We start from the raw sequence: 21,220 nt of genomic DNA, 5'->3' as shown, positions 1-21,220 counted from the left end.
TTCTCGGAGTTGTCAGGGCTTTTCGGGGGCGCCGTCGGGTGGAGCTTGTCCTTCACCGCCGCCTCCCGGGGCTGCGCCGCCGGTCGGTTCGGTGTCGGTGTCGACGGGAACATCGAGCGTGGCGGTGTATCCGGAGTCCGTGTCGCCGCTGATCGTGGCGAGCTGGTGCTCTCCTCCGTCGTCACCGAAGACGTTGTCGTCGTCGAGGGAGATGGCAGAGAGGTTCTTCGCCGATCCGTCGTAGGTCTCGAGGGCGAAGACTGCGTTGCAGGCGTCTTCGGGCAGGGCCATCTGCGAGGTGGCGATGGCGTTCTCGGCATCGGTGATCGAATCGACGTCCGGGTAGACCTCGAAGTGGATGTGGGTCCAACGACCGGAGTAGCAGCCGGGGAAGACGGAGGTGAAGGTGACTTCTCCTGCCGCATCGGCGACCTGGACGCCGCGCAGCCAGGTCGCGTCTTCGACGCCGTCGGAGTACATCGAGTAACGGCCCTGAGCGTCGCAGTGCCAGGCGTAGACGGCTGCGCCTTCGAATGGAGCATTGTCACCGGCCATATCGGTGACCTTGAGGGTGAATGTCAGGGGCACACCGTCGACGGTGTTGGTCCCGTCGATGTTCGAGCGGATGTCCGAACGCACGATTCCGGAGTCTTCGAGGATGTCCGGTCCGTTCGATCCGTCCGCCGGATACGGACCGGCCGTTTCGTCGGGGATCTCGGTGACCGATCCGCTGCCGCTCGAACTCGATTTCGTCGATCCCGCGGCCCCGGAGGTGCAGGCGGCCAGGGCCATGGTGCCGACACCGGCGCCGACGAGCCCGAGTACTCCTCGTCGGCTGAAGAGGGTGCGGATGTCGAAGGAGGCGCCTTGGTCGACGACCTCCTCGTCGGGACGGTCGAGGAGCCTGCCTTCGTAGGCGGGTCCGTTGGGGGTCTGGTCCGGTTCGGGTACGCGAGCCATGAGCTGTCCTTCCTTCGATGATGTGTGATGACACCATCGTGGTGACCGGCTCTGGCGTGGGACTGTGGCGTTTCTGGGCCGCGGCTGTGGATGCTCAGTCGGTTTGTGTTCCGTCCCACCAGTCGAGGACTCGCTGGGCTTGCAGGGTCACCCATTTCGAGGGTTCGCCGACCGGAGCGTCGACGTGGAACCAGACGTCGCCGTCAAGGCGGTGGTCCTGAGTCCAGGTGCCGTCGTCGGAGCGTCTGGCTCGGACCTTCCCGATTGCCTCTTCCATTCGCGGGTCAGGGGCGCTTCCGTCCGCGCTCGTCGCTTCGCGGAAGTAGTCGAGTGCAGGCAGGATTCCGTAGAACCAGCGTCGGGGGTGGAAGAGAGCGAGGGCACGGCCGTCGAAAGGATCACCGGTGCTGCGCGTGCGGAACAGGTCCCGCGACAGCAGGTACTCCTCTCCCCTGGCTCGGGCCTCCTGCACACGCGCGGCGTCGCCCGTAGCCAGCTGATAATCGAGCAGCGCGACGAGGGCGTTGAGGGTGGAGTGGAACGACGAGACCTTCGAGCCTTCGACCCATTCGCAGTTCCATCCGCCGTCGGGCTGCTGGTGGCCCAGGAACCAGTCGACGATGCCGTCGACATCGGCGCCGAGCCACAGGCCGTTCGACAGCGTCCAGGAATTGATGCAGACGTCGACTTCCCCGCCCCAGTAGGGCAGGTTCTCGTATTCCCAACGTGCGGATTCGAGTTTCTCTGCCGTTCCCTCCAACGCCGAGGCGGTCAGTCCCCACTCGCGCAGGTCCTTCAGAGCCCACGTCGTCGCAGTCCACGGCTGTGATCCCTCGTCGTCGAATGCGAAGTCGGAGGGGAAGAAGGCCCCGCCTGCCCATTGTCCGTCCGGGTCTTGATAGGCCAGCAGCTCTGCGCCGAAGCCTTCGTGTTCCACGCGTGCGCGGGTCTCCTGCCAGGTCGTCTCCTCTGCTCCGAGCAGGTCACGTTCGGCCTGCCAGCGCAGGGCCGGGTCCGAGTCGAGGAGCCAGTCGGACAGTTCTGTGCTGATCATCGTCGATCTCCCACGTCGGTCGAACAGTCACTTCGAGAGTAGGCGCCGAATCGCGCGAAGACCATACCCCGGTCCGTGGAAGACAGGTGAATGATTCATCGCCGAGGCGGCGCTTGGTGCCGTGCTGACACCGCTGAGCACGCCCGATCACCCTTGCGGGCTGCGACCGGCAGTGGCACAGAACGAATTCTTCGGGATATCCCCATGGAAGGGCAGTCCCAAGCGCAGTATCGTCGGCGGTGTTGATCGCATCAAGCTGTTACACAGCGAAGGAGTGAAATGACCCTCTCAATCGGAATCATTCTTCTCATCCTCCTCGGCCTCGCGGTACTCATCGGACTGATCCTATTCATCGCGATGATCGTCACTGCGCTCCGGACGACTCCGAAACCTGAGGATTCCGGCTTTCCCACAGGCTCGGCCGATGAGGCGGAACCGACCCGATCATCCGCGCAGTGACCGCTCCCAGGCCAGGGTTGCGAGCGCCGCAGCCTGGTCGGGCAGGTGCGCATCGTCGAACTGGACTTCCGGCGAGTGGTTCGTTGCCGCCGACCCCGGATCGATGCCTTCGGGCGTCACGAAAAAGAACATGAAAGCACCGGGCACCTGCTCGAGCACGAAGGAGAAGTCCTCGGAACCCATGAGCGGGTCCGGCACCTGCACCGCCCGCTCGGCACCGAAACGATCGGCCAGAACTCTCAGAGCGAAGTCGGCTTCGGCGCCGTCGTTGACCGTGACGGGATACTGCTCGGTCCACACCACCTCGGCCGTGCACCCGTGTGCGGCCGCAATCGACTCCGCCAACTGTGTGGCGCGCTCGGGGAATTTTCGCGTCGACTCGAGGGAGAGCGTGCGCACAGAGGCTCCGAGCTTCGCCGAGGCGGGGATGACATTGACGGCCTCCCCCGCTTCCAACTGCGTCACCTGGGCGACGATGGGATCGAACACGCTGAATGATCCGGTGACCATCGTTTGCAGCGCCTGTCCGAATTCGAGAATCGGACGCACCGGGTCGACAGCATCCTCCGGTCGCGAGCTGTGGCCTCCGCTGCCGTGCATCGTCACGTGCAGAGTATTCGCCCCTGCCATGATCGTACCCGGTCTGGTCACGAAGGTTCCCGGCACCCCCGGTGCCACATGGATCGCGTAAGCCGCATCGGGCTTCTGGCCGATGGTGTCGAACATTCCTTCTTCGAGCATGATCTTCGCCCCGCCCATCCCCTCCTCGCCGGGCTGGAACATGAAGGCCACCGTGCCCTTCAACTCGGACTGATGAGCGGACAGCAGCTTCGCGGCTCCGACGAGTCCTGAAACGTGGAGATCATGCCCGCAGGCATGCATGTTCCCATTCGTCGACGCGAAGTCGAGTCCGGTCGCCTCGTCGACGGGCAGAGCGTCCATATCCCCGCGCAGGAGCACCGTCGGGCCGGGGAGCGCTCCGCGCAGGACGGCTACGATCGAGCTGAGCTCCTGACCGAGCGTGATCTCAAGCGGCAGACCTTCCAAAGCGTCGAGGATCCGACGTTGGGTCTTCGGCAGATAGAGTCCTATTTCGGGGTCCCGGTGCAGGTCGCGGCGCAGTTCGCGCAGGTCATCGGCAAGTGCGTGGGATTCGCTGGTGAAATCGGGAGTCATTGTGTGCTTCACTCGGCAAGACTGGCACGGCCGGAAGGAGTCGCGCAATACCGTCTCGGGGAGTTCCCGAATACAGAAACTCCCCCATCGGATTCGTCATCCTGATGAGGGAGTTGATCGGTAGCGGGAGGGGGACTCGATCCCCCGACCTCACGATTAGAGGATTCACGACAGAGGCCGCTTTTGCCCAACTAATCGGTGATCATATTCCGCTCGCCGGTGGACAACTACTCGCTGCCGCCTGGAGTATGGCTCTTGTCGATCTTCTCGCCGAAGAGGTCGGACGATGACGGCCAAACATCTCACGGTCGGCTCGGTACGATCGATGCTCACTCGGGCCGGAATCGATTACTCAGCCTTAACTTTCGCTCTCATCGACAGGTCAGGTACGCACACCAGCGGTATGCACGAGGGCCAGTACGTTGAGGAAATGGACGTTCGAATCACCGGAGACCCAACCGCCCGGCGAGAAGCTCGAACAGTGCTCGGAGAGCGCGGACTGTGGCTAACACCCACCCGGGAATACGACGACTGGAGCCGCGGTGCTCTTCCAGTAGTAGCGCGAGCATAGTGCCATGTCAGTGACGAGTAGTAACGTATGTCACTTAGTACCAGCACAAAAGGCAAGGAGACGCGAACATGAACATCGGAGTCATCGTGGCGCTAGTACTCGCCGGATTTTTGCTTATCGGAATCCTCGGAATAGCCGTCAGGCTCGCGTTCTTCGCCTGCGCTGCACTAGCTGTCGCCTCCTTCCTTCAGATCTTCCTGGTCGAGTCTTCCGGTCCGCTCTGGCTCGCAGCGATCGGCGGCACTCTAGGCTTCTTCATCTTCGGGGCCCTGTCTGCGCGACCCCGGTAGTAGGACAGCTAATCGCTAATGCTAAAAACAATCTCACTTCCCCTAATCGAAAGTGAGATTCCATGTCCGCCCGCGATCTGTCAAAGCCCCACCAGGCACTTCACGACTCCTTCACCACGTCCCTCTCTAACTACCGCTCCCCACATACCGTCGAACTGCGCGGGTACTATCTTCAACGACTGATGCTCTGGACCCAAGACACCACCAACCACAAATCAGTCCTAAAGCTCACTCTCGTCGACTTCCACACATGGCTCTCCAAAGACGTAGGACCAGCGATCTCGACAAAACGCTCAGCTCGGTCCACTCTCAGCGTCTTCTACGAGTGGGCCGAGACCATCGGCAAGATCAAGAAGAATCCCGCCCGTAAACTCCCCAAGATGCGCAACAGCATCGGCATCCCAAACCCCTGCCCCCTCGACGACATTCACAGAGCAATCGAGCGAGCAACCCGACCCATTGATGTCCTCATGATCCTCTTCGGGGAACTTCAAGGAATGAGAGCCGGTGAGATCTCCCGCGCACACTCCGACGACGTCATGCTCCCGACCAAAGAACTAAGGGTCCTCGGCAAGGGAAACAAGCAACGCCTTGTACCACTCCACCCCCTCATGCAGGACCTGTTACCTCAATTCCCGGCCGGATACTTTTTCCCTTCCGACCAGAACCCTTCAGGTCACATGCTGCCCCGATCAATCGGACGACGAATCCGGCATCTGCTCGGTTTTCAACCGGGGAGGAATGCCCACTCTCTGCGACACAGATTCGGCGTTGACGCACTCGAGCTCAACCCCGACCTCATGGGTCTCCGTGACCTCCTCGGCCACGCTTCAGTCGCTACGACCCAGATCTACACCAAAGCTTCCAGCAGCCGTTTAAGGAAGCTGGTCGACGACCTGCCAGAACCGGCTGGCCACCGCGACAAGATCCAGGCTCTCCGGCGACAAGCAATCTCCTAGTCACGAGCGTAGCGAGACCCGTCATATATCCCGCGACAAACACCAACATCGCGTGTGCCCGAACTTCGTGCACACGTCCACGACGAGACAAAGGAACCGTGATGAGCAAGATTCCCACTCACTACCCCGTCAAATACAAATGCGGCCATACCGCCAGCACCGATCTCTCGAAGGTGCCACCATCGAGGCGCGCACAGGCTGCTAGGTCTGACTTCTACGCCACCAAAGCGGGCAAAGATCAGAACGGAATGATCTGTCCCAAGTGCTTCAAAGAGCAACGGACTGCCGACACAAAGAGTTTCCTCAATCAGCTCATGCTCGACACTGAAGCCTTCGAAACCGAGCATGACCTTCCCTCGCTCGAAGGAACAGACCGCATGGTCTCGTCCGGACTCGTCGACAGTGCACGACGTGACCGATACACCGTTCTCTCGACTCTTCTTGGTGAGGATACGGAATACCCGGACAACCGCGACGACGTTCTCGGCGCAGCCCAGGCGCTGACCTGGGCTGGGTGGTGGGCCAATACGTTGTCCTACGGAATCCGCAAGGACAACGATTACGGCCAGGAAGAGTTCTACACCCTCGTCATTGACGGTTCTGAGCAGGAGGCCAAACGCGATAAGAGCGATCGCGTCGTAGCTGAGAACCCCCACGACTGGAATCCCAACAAACCAGAATGACCTACCCGAGGTGAACACCATGACCACCCGAACCGAGGAGGAACCAATGTCCAACATCACCGTGTGGGCGGCCCCGCATTGTGGCAAGTGTGAAAGCACGATCAGCTTCTTTAAAGGTGCTGGCTTCTCGCCGAACGTCAAGGACCTCTCCGCCCCTGAAAATCTCGACAAGCTCAAGGAAATCAAAGCCGCCGGTCACCGAGAAGCACCCTACGTCGAGACCCCGACCGACTCGTGGTCAGGTCTCCGGCCCGACAAGATTGCCGAAGCCATTGCAGTTGAAAGAACCGCAACACCATCACCGGCCGTCCAACCGCCCAGTCACGCCCAAGACCTGAGCGCATGAGAACACTCCTTACCCGCCTTGACCACGGCACCCGCCTCGCTACAGCGGTTGTCGTGGTCATTGCTGTGGCCCTCATTCCTCTCACCATTGCCCTGTGGCCAAACCCCAGCAACACCACAGAAACTTCTTACCCGAGCGCCGTCCTGACTGAAGTGTCCTACACCGACTGCGAGAACGTCAGCGACGAAGTCCCGTGCGGAGACGCCACCGGGACCCTGAGCACCGGGCAGCAGATCAACGTCATGCTCTTCCGAGACGCGTGGCTATCTCACGTGGATAACGGCGATCGATCAATCCTGTACGCCTCCGAATCCGACGACTCCGAAACTGTCTACACGTTCCACTCCCATGACCGCGCTTTGAAGCTCGCCATTTTCACGATCATCATCATCGCACTCGTGCTCCTGGTCGTCGGAGGCAAAGGGATCCGAGCCATCGCCTCTCTTCTGGCCTCAGGGCTGTTCATCTGGGCATTCCTCATCGGCGGAATTGCAACAGGCGGATCCCCGCTGCTCTACACCGCCATCAGCATCGTCCTCGTCCTCACCGGCGTGCTGTTCTTCACCCACGGACTGTCGACGAAGACCCTCGCCGCCTGGGGAGGAACTATGTGCGGTGCCGCCACTGCCATGCTCGCAGGCACTCTGGTCGCGACCTGGCTCGAGTTAGGTCCAGCCGACGAATCCGCATCTGCACTGACCTACACCAGTCTCGACATCGACCTCTCAGCCCTATCACTTGCCGCTCTGCTGATCGCGCTCGTCGGCATCCTCAACGACATTGCCGCAGCCCAAGCCGCCACCGTCTTCTCCCGCACCACCCCAGGTACACCCCAGACCTGGCGAGCAATTCTGCCCACAGCTCTCGCCGTCGGACGAGACCATTCCGCCTCAGCGATCTACACGATCAGCTTCTCAGTCGTCGGCGCCGGCCTCGCAGCATTTGTCCTCGCCCATACGTACAATCAGCCTCTGTCCGCGTTCCTCCAAACAGACACCGTGGCCACGACTCTCACACAAATGCTCGCAGGCATCATCGGCATCATCGTCACCATGCCCGCCACCACCGCATTCGCGCTTATTCTCTCCCGGATTCCCACACAGTCAGGTCCGACACCGCTTCATACACACTGACCCTCCACTCCCACTGACGGCTCCACACATGAGTGTGGAGCCGTATTCATGTGCAAACGACCGGCCTCCTTGACAAACATTCGCCCGAGTTTTCGGGGAACAACACCTGAAACCAGGATTTCCCTCAAGGCGGAGAAACATGCACGACACCACAGATACGACCCCAGACATCGAAGTCGGTGAGACAGCTCCAAACGGGCTGATCGTCACCGCCGAGGTCACACTCAAAGACCGGTCGAATGTCTCCGTGTCCAAACCCGCCCTCGATGCAGCTCTGGCCGTCATCCGGCGACGCCACCACAACCGGCACCCGATCATCGAACTGGCTCCCATCCATGCAAAAGACACAGTCTGCTTCCGAGCCAGTCGGTGGCGAGTCACGCCAACCGACCTCGAACTCCTCGACCCGAACGAAGCGACCCCCACGACATATCAAATCGAGTTCCACAACTTCTCGATCATCACTCCAGGAGAGGGCTCTATCGCCGCGAAATCCTCCTTGGCGACCGTCGTGGCCGCTGCCCAGTCATTGGCCAACCGCAACGTCGACTCCTTCGAACTGACCTCCGCACTCCCTGGTTTCCGTGCGCTGGTCCTCGAGCCGGAGAGTTTCGACGACACCGTCGAACTCTCCACCGTCCCCGAGCTGCCGCCCAAGCCCACAAGCAAGCCTCACACCCCTACAAGGATCGGTCGCCTCCTTTCCCGTGCCAAGGCCAAGTGGGCCACGATCAAACTCGCCACCACGAAGAAGTCGACATCCCGCGCACAGACCAATACAAAGAACAGCTTCTCCGATCCGGCGTGGGCCAAACGCGCCCCAATCATCATCACTGCCCTCGCTGTCTTCCTAGTAGGCCTCCTCATTCTGAGTCTTCTGCAAATGGGATCCTCTCGCCAGCCCGAACCCGCATCCTCACCCACCTGGTTCACACCAGCACCTGTGGCTCAACCCGCCGACGCCGAACTGCTCGACGGCTATGACAAGCAACTGTGGGAACTGCCAGCAGATAAGGCCTCAGCTCTCGGCTGGTTCAAAGCCGGGGTCGCCTACGTCACGCCCGATAGCGGAGAGCTCGTCCTGACTAACACCCGCAGCGGAGACGAGATTGGAAAGGCGAAACTCGCTGGCACGATCAAATACACCGCAGAGTTCACCATCGGTGACACACCGGCAATCGCAGCTCGAACCGACAAGACGGTCACAGTCATCACAGCAAAGGGCAAGACTCAGACCTGGCCGATCGGCAAAGACCAGAAACTCAACGTCACCGGAACAACGCCGATGATCACGACCGAAGACGGCGATATCGAAGCACTCATCGTCGGAGAGAAAGACCCGGTCAAGGTCACCACCAACCCCCAATTTCTTCCTGTGGCCATTGACGATCACGCGCTCATCCAAGTCGAGTCTGGAAAACCACGACTCGTGAGCGTGCCCTTCGGGAAGAACAAAGACGCGGCCACCACGATCACCCTGGCCACACCGACAAAGGGTGCAACGTTTGTTCGCCATATCAATGCCGGTCACGGTCTGGCCGTCGCGGAATGGTCAGTCGATGGAACCAACTACGTCGTTGTCCACTCCCTCGCCGATGACGGTGCCGTCTCCGGAGCATCTGAGGCATCACCGACCGCCATGGACTGGAAAGTTGGTCGTGGTCTCGAGACGGCAATCATCGGCAATACTGCATTCAATCTCGACGACGGAACGGTCGCCGCGCAATCCACCGAGGGAGACTTCACGACCGCACTCGGAGCCGCAGCAATCACCGAAACCGGAGCCGAACGCACTTACTACCTCAACAAGCACACCTACACCGATCCAGATCGTGTCATCGGCTACACCAGCGAAGGCATCGCACTCGTGCGCGGTTCCAACGGTGTCGTCACCGCTAATGAGAAAGGTTCAACTAAATGACACAGCCAACTCCCGCCAAGAGGCGCGTTCTTGCCGCCGCAGTGGCGGTCGGGCTTGCAACGTCCGGGACGACTCTGGCGACTTCATTGGCCCATGCCGATGAGCCAAGCACAGAACAGCCCGCAGAGACTCCCCCTGCTCAGCAGCCAGAGGCGGAACCGTCCGCCGAACCAGAATCTGAGACTCCAACAAAGGTCGATACTCAGCCTGCACCGAAGCCAGAGCAGCCAGTTTCCAAACAGCCAAAAGTCGACACTCCTATTGCGAAGAAGCCTGACGAGCCGTCGGACGCTGGCGCACCTTCGATACCTGCCAAAGTGCCCACCGCCCCCAAAGACGATATAGATCCAAAGGGTCCACTCGACAACGATGTCCCTGTCGACGAAACTACCGAGGAACCCACCGATGAGCCGAGTGACGAGCCTGATTCCCCGGAGCCTCCCGAGGAAGATTCCTATGACCCGACGAATCCAGGTGACCGCGAAGAGCCGGATCCCGATGCACCCGCTCCCCCGCCCGATTCGGAGCACCAGTACCCCGCTGACAACTCGGACTCTGTGACGGTCAAGCCAGCCATTCCTCCAGAGGACTACGACCAGACATCTATTGGTCTTGTCGACCCTAAGACTGGCAAACGCTCTCCTGCAGTTAGGGTCGACGGCTACGGCACATTCGTGACGCTACCCGACGGTTCAGTGACGTTCACTCCTGATAAGCCGTTCGAGGGATCAGTCACGATCAAGTATTTCGTCAAGAACAGCGACGGTGAGTGGGTGGTCGGCTGGTTCACCGTCCACGGTGGAGGCACTACCCCACCCGGCGACAAGAACGCGACCGCAGACAGCAACGGCGACGACGACACCGGAAATGCCACCGCCGATGGAGCCGACTCCAACGCAGCGTCCGACGCTGGAGCCGATGGCTCCGACGACGCAGGCGGCACGTCTGCCGACGACGACGCCTCATCCGATGGTGCAAACGGCCACCATGACGATCGGGGTGACGCGACCGGTGGCGGTAATGACTCCACTGCTGCTAACGGTGATCGGGAAGCCGAAGCCGAAGCCAATGCTTCAGGCGATAACGCGACCGCAGACGCTCAAGGTCCGCCTCCGGCTGCCGATAGTGACAGCAATGGCGGATCCTCAGACACCGACGCTGACGGAAGTGCCGACGATGCTGGCGCTGACGGTGGAAAAGGCGATGAACCCAAAGCAGGTTCAGACGGTAGCGACGATAAGGGCGATAAGGGCAAAGACGACGAGGACAAGGATCAGCCGGATATTGCTGATGATTCCAATCTCGAAGACAACGCCCCGTCCACTCCTCGCGACGTTCCCGAACTGCCGACCGGACAGGGCGACGAAGACCAGTATCAGCGCCCGGCCCCACGCGATGAGACAACCCTCGTCGATCGTGACGACGATGCCCCCGACGATGAACCCACCGATACGTCCACTCCCTCCCCCGATAAGACCGACGAAGTCGTGATCACCGATGGCGGCTCGCCCCAGGCCGGTGAACCCGCCAGTGAGGGTGTCAACGGTGTCACGGTCGGTTTCAGTCTCGGTGCTCTCGTCGCCGTGACGGTCGGCGGATTCGTCCTCTTCGCTGTACTGCGTCGCAAGAAGAATCAGTAATCAACCATGATGACCACCGGCCCTGCTCTTTGGGGTCGGTGGTCATTGCCGAAAGGCCCTCGACATGTTTTCACTCAAGTCGCTCCTTCCGGGTGCTGCCAGCCTCGGTGCAGGCTTCCTCGCGCTCGTCGTCATCGTGCCGATCCTTTTTGGACTCATGGCCGCAAGCGGGGCATGCACGCCGGTCAGCGACGACGGTAATGGTGGAGGCGATGTCGGCGATATCGGTGATATCGACCCGAATGAGAAGGCCCACGCGAAGGCCGTGTTCGAGGTGCTCTCAGATAAAGGAATGTCAAACACCAATATCGCGGGAATCCTCGGTAACTGGTCTCAGGAGTCAGGCGTCGACCCCACCAGCGTGCAAGGCATCATGGACTCCCCGTACAAAATGTCGCCGAAGAAGCGCGAAAAGGCCGAATCGTCCTCAGGAGGAATCGGTCTGGGGCAATGGACAGGCGATCGCAACAGCAAGCTCAAATCGTATGGCAAGAAGAAGAACAAAGACTGGTGGACGGTCGAAGTTCAGTTGTCCTTCATTTCGGATCCCAAGGGTGATAACCCAGGCGACGTCGAGATCTTCGAGAACATGATCAAGAAAGAACTCGATTCAGTCACCGCGGCAACGAAGCATTTCCACGACAAATGGGAACGGGCCGGAGCACCCAACATGCCCAATCGGATCAAGCAGGCCGAGAGGTGGTTCGACGAAATGAAGAATTGGGAGTCAGACGGTAAGGCCCAAGCTGCCAGTGCTTCTACGAACACCGATGAGGCCATTGCCGGTGGCTCTGTCACAGTTCAGAAGAAGCAACTTCCGCTCGGCAAAGTGAAACCCCACGTTCAAGATGCCGCCGAGGTCATCCACGACGAGTACGACGGCATCACGGGAGTCGGTGGATACCGGTCTGGCAACTCGTCACGAGACCCTAACGGTCACCCTGCCGGTCTCGCTGTGGACTTCATGGTCCCTTTGAACAAGGACGGCAAGGCACTCGGCGACGACATTGCGAAGTTCGTCATCGACAATCACAATGCACTCAACGTCAAATACGTGATCTGGTACCAACGGATCTACAACGTCGAACGCGCTGATGAGGGCTGGCGCAAGATGCCAGATCGGGGTGGCGACACTCAGAACCACAAAGACCATCCACACGTCTCGTTTCAGGCCGAGGCCAAGGGCGACCCCAAGGACGCCGTCGGCAAGGGCGGAAAAGGCGGCGGCGATGACAACGATGACAGTGACGATGGCAATGCCAGCAACGTCAACTGCGAAACCGACGGCGGTGGAGGCTCCGGTGGGGGTGGCGGCGACGTCCCCGACGACGGTCGACATAACCCCGGTCCGTGGGGCAGTCACAAGAATGGAGAGATCCCGACCAGCAAGCTCAAAAAGATCCCTTGGACGCCCAAGAGCAAGGAAGAGTTTCTCCGCAAGGATGCCACCGACGCTCTGATCGCGATGAACAAGGCGTACAAGAAGGAGTTCCACACTGACATCGCGATCACCGACGCCTATAGAGACCTCGCAGAGCAGAAGATCCTCTTCAAGAAATACGGTCCCGGTCGAGCCGCCGTCCCTGGAAAATCAAACCATGGTTGGGCTTTAGCCGTTGACTACGGTGGCGGTATCAATAAATTCGGCTCTCCGCAGCATAAGTGGATGCAGAAGAATGCCAAGAAGTTCGGCTGGGAGCATCCGCCCTGGGCACGCGAAGGGCAGAAAAACTGTGAAGCGTGGCACTGGGAGTACTACGGCAAAGACAAGGAATCCAAAGCCTGAAGACATCACCATAAACACCACCAGGCACCAGGCAATCTCACGTTGTAACTTGGTGGAAGCAATGCTCTCGGTGATGTGTGCTGAGCAACACGAACTACTCGAGTAGGAGAAGACAAAGCACACATCACCGCGAGCAGGAGAGAAAAATGACCGACCTCACCACGTTCTCAAGCAACGAAGCCTGGGTACTGCGCCGACTCGTCGACGGAGGGATCCATGACTTCGAAGAACAGGTGCGCAACGACCCAAGAATGAACGATCACATCGCCGACAGCGAGTTGTCACTCGAGGACTACCGCGAATTGCACACGCGCATCGCCAACAAGCTCCAGGAACACGAAAACGACGGCTTCGACTGCCGCCCGTTCGACCGTGACGAGACACAGTTCATCGCTCATCTCGCCCAAGTCGGCAGCGACGCAAGCCGTTCCAGCGCAACGTATGTTCGTGAAGACACTCGCAAGTGGCACACCACTCTCATTGATAAGGCCCAAGCTATGGATCAAGACCGCCGCACCACCGACTCGACTCCGACCACCACCGCGCCTGCAGAATCCGAACGCACGTACAACCGTGCCACGCTCGCCGCCGCCGGCCACCAGCTCGAAACGGGAGACTGGGATGCCCATCGAAAGCTTGCTCAGATCGCAGTCAAGAGTGGCTACGCCGCTGAAGTAACGCAAGACTACATCAACGACGCTGGTACTTACACGCTCCTGGAACACAAGATCGAGATCCTCGACCCTGGTGAGGCTGCCCCTTGTGCGACTCCCGGTCTCCGTCTCGAAGAAGAAACTGTCCTCGGCTCAACTATTTCAGTCGAACAGTTCACTCCCGAGACTCCGCACGGATTCTTCGGAGCCGTCACTCCACTCGAAGATGCCCCGACCGACCCCGAAGGTCCAGGCAACCCCGTCGCCTCCGACGCGCACCTCAGCGCACTATCCACTCAGCCGCCTCAACCCCAGGCACACAGCACAGGTCCCAGCCTGACCTGATCGCACTACACCTCTCTCCAACGACGGACACTTCCACCAGCCAGAGGCATCATTAATGCTTCTGGCTGGTATTATTGATGCCATGAGTTATCAAGTGGTTGCCGCGCTCAGTCCCGTGGCCTACGACTACAACGGGTTCGTGACCTCCCGGCTGGCCCACGACGTAGGGGTGTCGAATTCACAGCTGAAGTCGATGGCCGACGCCGGAGTCCTGGAGCGAGTTGAACATGGGATCTACCGATTCGAAGCTGCCCCTGGGCAGCTCTCCGATCCGACGTTCTGGCGCTGGCTCGCGGTCAGCCAGGGCGACCGTCACGGAAGCAACGGTGTGCCACCGGTCATTGTGGCGGGAGAGAATGCCGCTGAGCTCCACGGAATCGGTGATTTCTGGCCTCGCGTCTTTGACTTCATCGTTACTGCCCGTCGATTCACCCGAATCGATGACGTGCGACTTCGGAGACGGACGGTCGAGCCGATTGATGTCGACTATGTTGACTCGATTCCTGTTCTGACTATCGAGGCCACCCTGGCGGACCTGGCGGGACCGGGTCAAGGTGCAGATCTGTCACTGATTGGGGATGCCTACAGGGACGCCCGTCGCCTGGGGAGGATTATGAGGCCTGAGCGTCTGGTTGCTCTTCTTGGGCGACATGCCCACCGTCACGGCTTCTCCCGAGGCGACGGAGCGGGACTGCTCGACTACATCGCGCCGAACGCCGATAGAGTCGCCGCATGACAGCATGACAGATTCCGGCTACTCGACCTGGACGGCCACCGACAAGGCGATCAAAGCAGCGGCGAGGGCAATCTCGAAACAGCAAGGACGAGACTTTCACGCCCTCATTCGCGGCGCCTACTTCGACCGGTTCCTCTCTCGCGTGTTCGATGAATCGCAGGGAAACCGCTGGGTGCTCAAAGGTGGTTCTGGCATGCTCGCCCGAGTCCCCGACACTAGAGCCACCAAAGACGTGGATCTCACTACCTCAGCCATGTCTATCGACGATGCCGAACGAGCACTGATCGAAGCTGCGTCCAACGACATCGGCGACCACGTAGTGATCCGCCACCGCGACAGCCGTCCCATCGTCGAACATGACGTGCAACCCGATGTCACAGGGCGACGAATCACATTCGAGATGCGTGATGCTCAGACATTGAAGCTCATCCACACGATTCCTGTTGACTTAGTCGTCGAGGACGTGCTGATCGGCAGGACCGAAGTGATTGATCCAGCCTCCCGAGTCGTGCCAGCAAGGGGGCTGCCTACAGCCCCCTACAGTCTTTACCCACTGGCAGATCAGATCGCAGATAAGGCCAGTGCCACCATGCTTCGCTTCAACGGTAGACCGAGCACCCGGACCAAAGACCTCGTGGATCTCGTCGTAATCGCGCGCACACAATCAGTTGATGTTGGCCAAATGGAATCGGCGATAGTGGCTCGTTTCGCGGCTCGTCGTGAACCAATTCCGACGCTGTTCACTGTCCCAGACGGGTGGACTGCCCCGTACTCGCGTATGGCAAAAGACGTGCCTGCCTGCAGGGGCTTCGCGGACGTCCATGCTGCCGAGAGACTGATCGGCACACTTCTGGCTCCGGCTATCGACCCCGCGCACCCACAGGTTCGCAAATGGATGCCGCAAAACGGTTGGGATACTAACCCTGCGGCCAGGACGAATCCTTCACCAACGGATCCGACGGTGATCGCGCCCTCGGCACAACATCCTGGACCAGACGGCCCAACCCCGAAATAGTGGTTAACTGCCGACTCCGGCACCCTGGTTGGTGCGGTCGAGGAGTAACGCCAGACGCGACAGTCAGCTAGTGGTCGGCCATTAACGATGAAATCCTGCTGCACCGGGCGGCGTGTTCGCGTTCTGTGCTTCGCGACCGACGTTCGTGCCCTCAGAATGTACTCTCCTGCGTGAGGCTGGGTCGCCGAATCGTTCTCTTTAGCAGTTGCAAGACTGTTCACCGCGGGCTGAGACCTGTTGAATCAAGCTGATCCTGTCTGGTCGACCTTTAGGCCCCTAGAGTTTTCCTCCTTCCGCCTAGAGCGACCGCAGGCTCCTTCTCAGATAGGATCACTATCAATTTGGCAAGAGATGAGGAGGACTCAGTGCACATTGAGTCGATGTTGCTACGGAATTTCCGATGCTTTGGTAACCAGGCCACACCGGTGACCTTGGAATCTACCCTCACTGCGTTGATAGGCACCAACGGGACGGGCAAGACCGCAGCGTGCCAGGCTCTCCAGCGCATCTTCGGGATCTCTGCCGAAGAACGTAGTATTCGAGTTGATGACTTCCACGTCCCTGCCACAGAGGCACCAGGTTCCGAGCCCAACACTCGAACCCTGCGCATCGAGGTCATCCTGGCCTTCCCTGAGCTCAATGATCATGACGGCGAAGTCTCGTCCGTTCCGGACTTTTTCAAACGCATGGCGGCGGACACAGATGGAAACATGAAGTGCCGCGTCGTTCTCGAGGCCACCTGGGAAAACGACGGCACGCTCGATGGGTCTATCGAAACGCGTCTCTTCTGCGTCGCTTCTCTCGATGACGGGTATACCGAGGACCAAGTTCATACGTTACCGCCAGCCGAACGTTCCCGGATCCAGTTCGTCTATGTCCCGGCTACTCGAGATGGTTCCAAGCAGGTGTCGACCTTCCTCCGAGGCCGCTTGTGGAAGGCTGCGCTATGGTCCGACGACCTCAGGGAGCTCGTCCGTAACGTTGCGGACGACGTGAGTAGTCAGTTCCACACTGAAGCCGCGACAAAGACCGTCGAAAAAGCTTTCGGGGATCGCTGGCGAGAACTCCAGGGTGCTGGCACTCACTCGCAGCCCCGCTTTCAGCCACTCGAGCCGGACATCGACCAGTTCCTCCGCGGCGCTGAGCTCACTTTTGAACCCGACCCCAGCAGCGCTGCACGTCCAGCGCGTCTCCTCAGCGACGGACAACGATCGCTGCTCCACTTGGCGCTCACAACCGCGACCCTCGATCTCGAACGAAAGGTGTCTACTGATCCTGCCTCCGGGTTCGACCCTGACGCCACCCATATTCCGGCCCTGACGATTCTGGCAATCGAGGAACCAGAGAACAGCCTTTCTCCTTACTACCTCTCCCGAATCATCAAGCAATTGGACGACCTCGGCAAAACCTCACAGGTTCAAACCTTGCTTTCAAGCCATTCCACCAGTGCTCTTGGCCGCATAGATCCGCGCTCGGTTCGTCATTTCCGGCAGGAATTCACTACCGGCGAATCCACCATCCGCCCGATCACGCTACCCGAAGACGATGCCGCGGCTGCAACATACATCCGCGAAGCAGTTCGAGCCCATCCTGAGCTCTACTTCGCACGATTCGTGATACTTGGTGAAGGCGACTCGGAGCACATCGTCATCCCTAAGCTGGCACGCGCCCTGGGCGTAGAACTCGACCCATCGTTCATCGCGATGGTCCCTCTTGGCGGGCGCCACACACACCATTTCTGGCGCCTCCTGACGGACCTCAAAATTCCGCACGCCACCTTGCTTGATTTAGACCATGGGCGTGCCGACGGCGGTCCAGGTCGCTACAGAACAGCGATACGAAACCTCAAGGCCAACGGAATCGACGTTTTGGACGACGTCGACGACTTCACCACAGTCGATGACATCTCCGACGAAGCCAAGCTCCAGGACCTCACAGAGGTACGAAACCGGCTACGCGACTACGGCGTATTCTTCTCCTCCCCGCTTGACCTCGACATGCTCATGCTTCAGCACTACGGGAGCGCCTACACGACGTTAGAATCTGGTCAACACGGACCCCAATCCACCGATGCCACAAAGACGGTCCTGGGAACCGGTGGCACAACCCGAGGGAAGAAGTACTGGAACCCGACCGACAAGGAAACGCAGAAGAACCGGCAGGAGGACCTGCAGTGGTACCGGTACCTCTTCAGCAACCAGTCGAAACCAGCAACACATCTTGCAGCGCTAAGCCGAATGGCAACAGAAGAGATCGAGGTCAATATTCCCGAGGTACTTCGGGCACTGATTGAGTTCGTCCGGTCCGAAATCACCCCCTGATAGCGACATGGATATCCACCAAAGATTGGCGGCGACATGGCGATCGGTAGGGGTTCCAGACCTCGAACCAGCCGCCTGGACCGCTCTACGGCACCCTGGAAGTACCGCTGTGACTGCAGGGCCGGGTGCGGGAAAGACAGAGTTCCTTGCTCAGCGGGCGACGTATCTTTTGCAGACTGGCCTCTGTCCACCCCCGCAAAGAATCCTCGCAATCTCCTACAAACGCTCATCGGCTGTCAACCTTGCCAAACGGGTGGCCGACCGCGTCCCGGAAGCCGCACATCGATTTGAATCGATGACCTTCGATGCCTTCACCAAAGGCCTCTTTGATCGATTTGAACACGCCCTACCATCTGCGTGGCGTCTCAACGGTCGCCGCTGCGATGTGGGCCTGTTTAAGAAGCCAGAGATACAGATGTTTTTGGATGATCTCGGTGGAAGCCAGCCTCAATGGCTTCAGTCTGAAATCTTGGCGATTCAGCCTGGACGGTTCCTTCCAGACATTGTGGGAACTTTCGCGCTACCCGAAGACCCAACTGGCCCATCTGCATCTACCTACGAGTTCGTTGCCCTGCGCTGGTGGTGGATAAACTTCGGAGCGGCAACGTCGCCCGTGATCGACTTCACGATGATCAACCGTCTAGCTGAGCTACTTGTCCGCTCGAGCCCGCAGATTCTGCGAGGGCTACGAGCGACGTACCCGTTCGTGTTCGTCGATGAGTTTCAAGATACGACCGCCGCACAGATCACCTTCCTCAGGACAGTCTTCGCCCACCCAGGTGTCGTCGCCACCGCAGTCGGAGACGGCAAACAGCGCATCATGAGCTTCGCTGGCGCACTCGAGGACGCCTTCGACCGTTACGAAGCAGACTTCTCAGCTAGGCGTTTCGCTCTCACCTGGAACTTCAGATCCTCAGCCGACCTCGTCGCCGTGCAAAATCGAGTTGCAACCAGCATCGACCCAATGGCAGCGCCTACTGAGTCCCGGGCAAAGAGCGAGACCGATCATGTTCCCCTAGTCGTTTGGACCTACCCCAGCGCCGAAAAGGAGGCTGAGCACCTCGCGCAGTGGATCGCAAACGACATCGCATCATCTGGCCGCACCAGCGCAGACTTCGCACTCATCGCCCGGCAGCTAGTTGCACAACTCGAGCCCGCGCTGACCTCGGCATTCAAACGACATGGGCTCTCCATCCGCAACGATGATGCCGAATGCGGGAAGCTCAAGTTACAAGATCTACTCAAACACGACGTCACTCGTTCTCTCGTTGGCCTCCTCACACTCGCGGCGTACCCTGCAGGACATGCCGACCTTTGGAGCGAAACTCTTGCCCTCCTCCGACGTGTTGCGGGTAGCGACGGCACCGAACAGGCCGAGCGACGACTATCCGACCAGCTGACAGCATTGACCGACGACCTGCGCGCTTGGTTAGGCAAGAACGATGTCTTGGGCGTCGATGCCACGGATATCGTCGACTACACTGCCGGCCTCATCGGTTCTGCCGCACTCGCGGGATTTGTACGGGGACAAAACAGCGGCGACAATCTTGGGCTTCTTCTGGAGTCGCTCACCGCGCGAATCAACAGCGTGAAAGACGAGGCCAGTAACTGGCGGGAACTCGTCGATGCCATCGAAGCCGCGGACTCAGTCGCGCTCATGACAGTACATCGAAGCAAAGGGCTTGAGTACCACACAGTGGTCTTTCTCGGCCTTGACGATGATCAGTGGTGGTCCTACCGAAAGGATCCGATAGGTGGGAACTCGGCATTCTTCGTCGGACTGTCGCGTGCGGCCTACAGACTCGTGTTCACAACAACTCGACCGCAAGCCGCACGGCGTAATATCAAGCCCTTGCTCGAGCTTCTGGAGGAATCGGGAGCAAAAACACAGCACTGGACATAGACTCAACCGCATTCTCGTCACATGGCGTCGACAGCCACATCGCGCTCATCGAGCCATCCTTAGTGTGGCACCCGTAGCCATTCTCATAGACCCGTCCGGGGGCTTTATGTGCGCCGGGCCCTTTGGGGTCCTTAGCTTTGGCAATGCCATCCTGTGATCTGATCTGGCAATTTTGCCAGTATTCGCCGTTCGGGAGTGCAGCGAGCCGTTATCCGAACGAGGGCCCCGAAGGATTCATCATGCCTTGACGTCCCCATACTCAATCGTTTCACATCCCGAAGTAGATACCAGCAGACAGATCCTCACCGCCGAAGAGAACTTCAGCGCTTACCAGCACAGTTCACACGCAACCCCATGCCGCGCAACCTCAAGCAGAAGAGCGCTTCTCCGACGAGCAAATCCAACCTCAAAAGCTACACACCTCTGGCACCAAGGTGCATACGTCCCACGTTTCCGTGGGACGGTGACAAACGGCCAGCACAGCCTCCAACGAACCATGAGCATGAGCAATCGACCCCGCACATGCATCGAATGCGACACGACGCTGCCAGGCGAGGCCCCGCCGAGTCGCCGGTATTGCGGCATAACCTGTCGCCGACGCGCCAGCCGTCGGCGCGAGCGGCGGGCAGCGCACGAGACCGAGATCGCTCGGCTAAAACGCCTACTGAATGAAGCCACCGCCCGCGAAGACCGGCTCGAATCACGCCTCGCGGCCGCGCGCGAACGCATCGAGACCACCCGGACGAAGATGCGCCGTCAAGCGGTCAAGCACCGCAAGCGCGAACGCCACGCCCAACGGGCGATCATCGACCGCCTCCACACCCTCGTAGCCACACGTGACCGACTGGCCTCGGTGACCGCTGACCTCGAAGCTGCCGCCTCAAACCAAAACGACCGGACAGACCTCGAAATCGCCGCCCAGCAGATCGTGGATCTACAGAAGCGACTGGCCACTTTCGCAGACCGTCACCAAGCACTGACCGGCCAACACACTGAACTGCGTGACCGGTATTCCGCTCTCGTGTCCGACTACAACAAAGCCGTTGACCGACTGAACGACCTCGCCCGTGACCGGCAACGTTTCCGTCCGGTCATCGAGGCGTGGGACACCCTGGCCGGTCGTCTCGCGAAGTCGGCCAAGACGACTACCCTGTCCGCCGGTGACCGAGAGATTGTCCGCATGTGGGCGACCTGGCAGACCGGACGTGACCGCCGCCGACGGACCGGACAATGACCGCTGTGGCTGTGACCGTTGACCGGCTACACCGG

General features: G+C 59.8%; 18 protein-coding genes. 15 read left to right on the top strand and 3 right to left on the bottom strand.

Translation table 11 applies throughout. The features are described from left to right. Positions 1–12: 12 nt before the first annotated feature. Together KTJ89_RS06935 and KTJ89_RS06930 are read right to left on the bottom strand one after the other, a co-directional pair. Positions 13–960 carry an intradiol ring-cleavage dioxygenase gene (locus KTJ89_RS06935; protein WP_172173642.1) on the bottom strand — a complete coding sequence of 316 codons (948 nt, stop codon included), beginning with the start codon at positions 958–960 and terminating at the stop codon, positions 13–15. 94 nt (positions 961–1,054) lie between these two features. Continuing rightward, entirely contained in the window at positions 1,055–2,014 is a 960-nt protein-coding gene (locus KTJ89_RS06930; RefSeq protein WP_259357197.1) for a prenyltransferase/squalene oxidase repeat-containing protein, read from the bottom strand. Positions 2,015–2,293: 279 nt separating this feature from the next. Here KTJ89_RS06930 and KTJ89_RS06925 point away from each other — a divergent pair, with 279 nt between their 5' ends. Further along, the gene (locus tag KTJ89_RS06925) at positions 2,294–2,473 is read left to right on the top strand and encodes a hypothetical protein (protein WP_259357196.1); all 180 of its coding nucleotides are present in this window, start codon (positions 2,294–2,296) and stop codon (positions 2,471–2,473) included. Here KTJ89_RS06925 and KTJ89_RS06920 read toward each other — a convergent pair. Next, positions 2,459–3,649 (bottom strand): M20 metallopeptidase family protein, encoded by a 1,191-nt coding sequence (locus KTJ89_RS06920; RefSeq protein ID WP_172174271.1) that lies wholly within the window; start codon positions 3,647–3,649, stop codon positions 2,459–2,461. The genes KTJ89_RS06925 and KTJ89_RS06920 overlap by 15 nt on opposite strands. A 639-nt stretch (positions 3,650–4,288) precedes the next feature. Between KTJ89_RS06920 and KTJ89_RS06915 the strand changes: the two genes are divergently transcribed. From KTJ89_RS06915 to KTJ89_RS06850, 14 genes are all read left to right on the top strand, one after another. Next, a complete protein-coding gene (locus KTJ89_RS06915) occupies positions 4,289–4,510 on the top strand; it encodes a hypothetical protein (protein ID WP_259357195.1) in 222 nt (73 codons plus the stop codon). 62 nt (positions 4,511–4,572) lie between these two features. Continuing rightward, positions 4,573–5,469, top strand: coding sequence for a tyrosine-type recombinase/integrase (locus tag KTJ89_RS06910; RefSeq protein WP_259357194.1), 897 nt, complete (start codon positions 4,573–4,575; stop codon positions 5,467–5,469). Positions 5,470–5,570: 101 nt separating this feature from the next. Then, positions 5,571–6,152 (top strand): hypothetical protein, encoded by a 582-nt coding sequence (locus tag KTJ89_RS06905; RefSeq protein ID WP_259357193.1) that lies wholly within the window; start codon positions 5,571–5,573, stop codon positions 6,150–6,152. Between the two features lie 46 nt (positions 6,153–6,198). After that, positions 6,199–6,498, top strand: coding sequence for a glutaredoxin family protein (locus tag KTJ89_RS06900; protein WP_259357192.1), 300 nt, complete (start codon positions 6,199–6,201; stop codon positions 6,496–6,498). Beyond that, on the top strand, positions 6,495–7,631 hold the full coding sequence (locus KTJ89_RS06895) for a YibE/F family protein (protein ID WP_259357191.1): 1,137 nt from the start codon (positions 6,495–6,497) through the stop codon (positions 7,629–7,631). Before KTJ89_RS06900 ends, KTJ89_RS06895 begins: the two co-directional genes overlap by 4 nt. Before the next feature lie 139 nt (positions 7,632–7,770). Further along, positions 7,771–9,552: a hypothetical protein gene (locus tag KTJ89_RS06890; RefSeq protein ID WP_259357190.1), complete on the top strand. Its 1,782-nt coding sequence runs from the start codon at positions 7,771–7,773 to the stop codon at positions 9,550–9,552. Positions 9,553–10,247: 695 nt separating this feature from the next. Next, the gene (locus KTJ89_RS19355) at positions 10,248–11,192 is read left to right on the top strand and encodes a hypothetical protein (protein ID WP_374990256.1); all 945 of its coding nucleotides are present in this window, start codon (positions 10,248–10,250) and stop codon (positions 11,190–11,192) included. A 64-nt stretch (positions 11,193–11,256) separates the two neighbouring features. After that, on the top strand, positions 11,257–12,978 hold the full coding sequence (locus tag KTJ89_RS06880) for a phage tail tip lysozyme (RefSeq protein ID WP_259357188.1): 1,722 nt from the start codon (positions 11,257–11,259) through the stop codon (positions 12,976–12,978). A 77-nt stretch (positions 12,979–13,055) separates the two neighbouring features. After that, positions 13,056–13,976 carry a hypothetical protein gene (locus tag KTJ89_RS06875; protein ID WP_259357187.1) on the top strand — a complete coding sequence of 307 codons (921 nt, stop codon included), beginning with the start codon at positions 13,056–13,058 and terminating at the stop codon, positions 13,974–13,976. A 55-nt stretch (positions 13,977–14,031) separates the two neighbouring features. Continuing rightward, on the top strand, positions 14,032–14,712 hold the full coding sequence (locus KTJ89_RS06870) for a type IV toxin-antitoxin system AbiEi family antitoxin domain-containing protein (protein ID WP_259357186.1): 681 nt from the start codon (positions 14,032–14,034) through the stop codon (positions 14,710–14,712). A 4-nt stretch (positions 14,713–14,716) separates the two neighbouring features. Then, a complete protein-coding gene (locus KTJ89_RS06865) occupies positions 14,717–15,727 on the top strand; it encodes a nucleotidyl transferase AbiEii/AbiGii toxin family protein (protein ID WP_259357185.1) in 1,011 nt (336 codons plus the stop codon). 365 nt (positions 15,728–16,092) lie between these two features. After that, the gene (locus KTJ89_RS06860; protein WP_259357184.1) at positions 16,093–18,048 is read left to right on the top strand and encodes an ATP-dependent nuclease; all 1,956 of its coding nucleotides are present in this window, start codon (positions 16,093–16,095) and stop codon (positions 18,046–18,048) included. Between the two features lie 7 nt (positions 18,049–18,055). After that, positions 18,056–19,951: a UvrD-helicase domain-containing protein gene (locus KTJ89_RS06855; RefSeq protein ID WP_259357183.1), complete on the top strand. Its 1,896-nt coding sequence runs from the start codon at positions 18,056–18,058 to the stop codon at positions 19,949–19,951. A 748-nt stretch (positions 19,952–20,699) separates the two neighbouring features. Beyond that, the gene (locus KTJ89_RS06850) at positions 20,700–21,185 is read left to right on the top strand and encodes a hypothetical protein (protein ID WP_259357182.1); all 486 of its coding nucleotides are present in this window, start codon (positions 20,700–20,702) and stop codon (positions 21,183–21,185) included. The last annotated feature ends 35 nt before the right edge of the window (positions 21,186–21,220 follow it).

It is taken from the genome of Brevibacterium sediminis, assembly GCF_024895295.1.
Taxonomy (GTDB): Bacteria; Actinomycetota; Actinomycetes; order Actinomycetales; family Brevibacteriaceae; genus Brevibacterium; species Brevibacterium sediminis.
The sequence above is the reverse complement of the archived record's forward strand: the minus strand, read 5'-3'. Positions and strand labels throughout refer to the sequence as shown.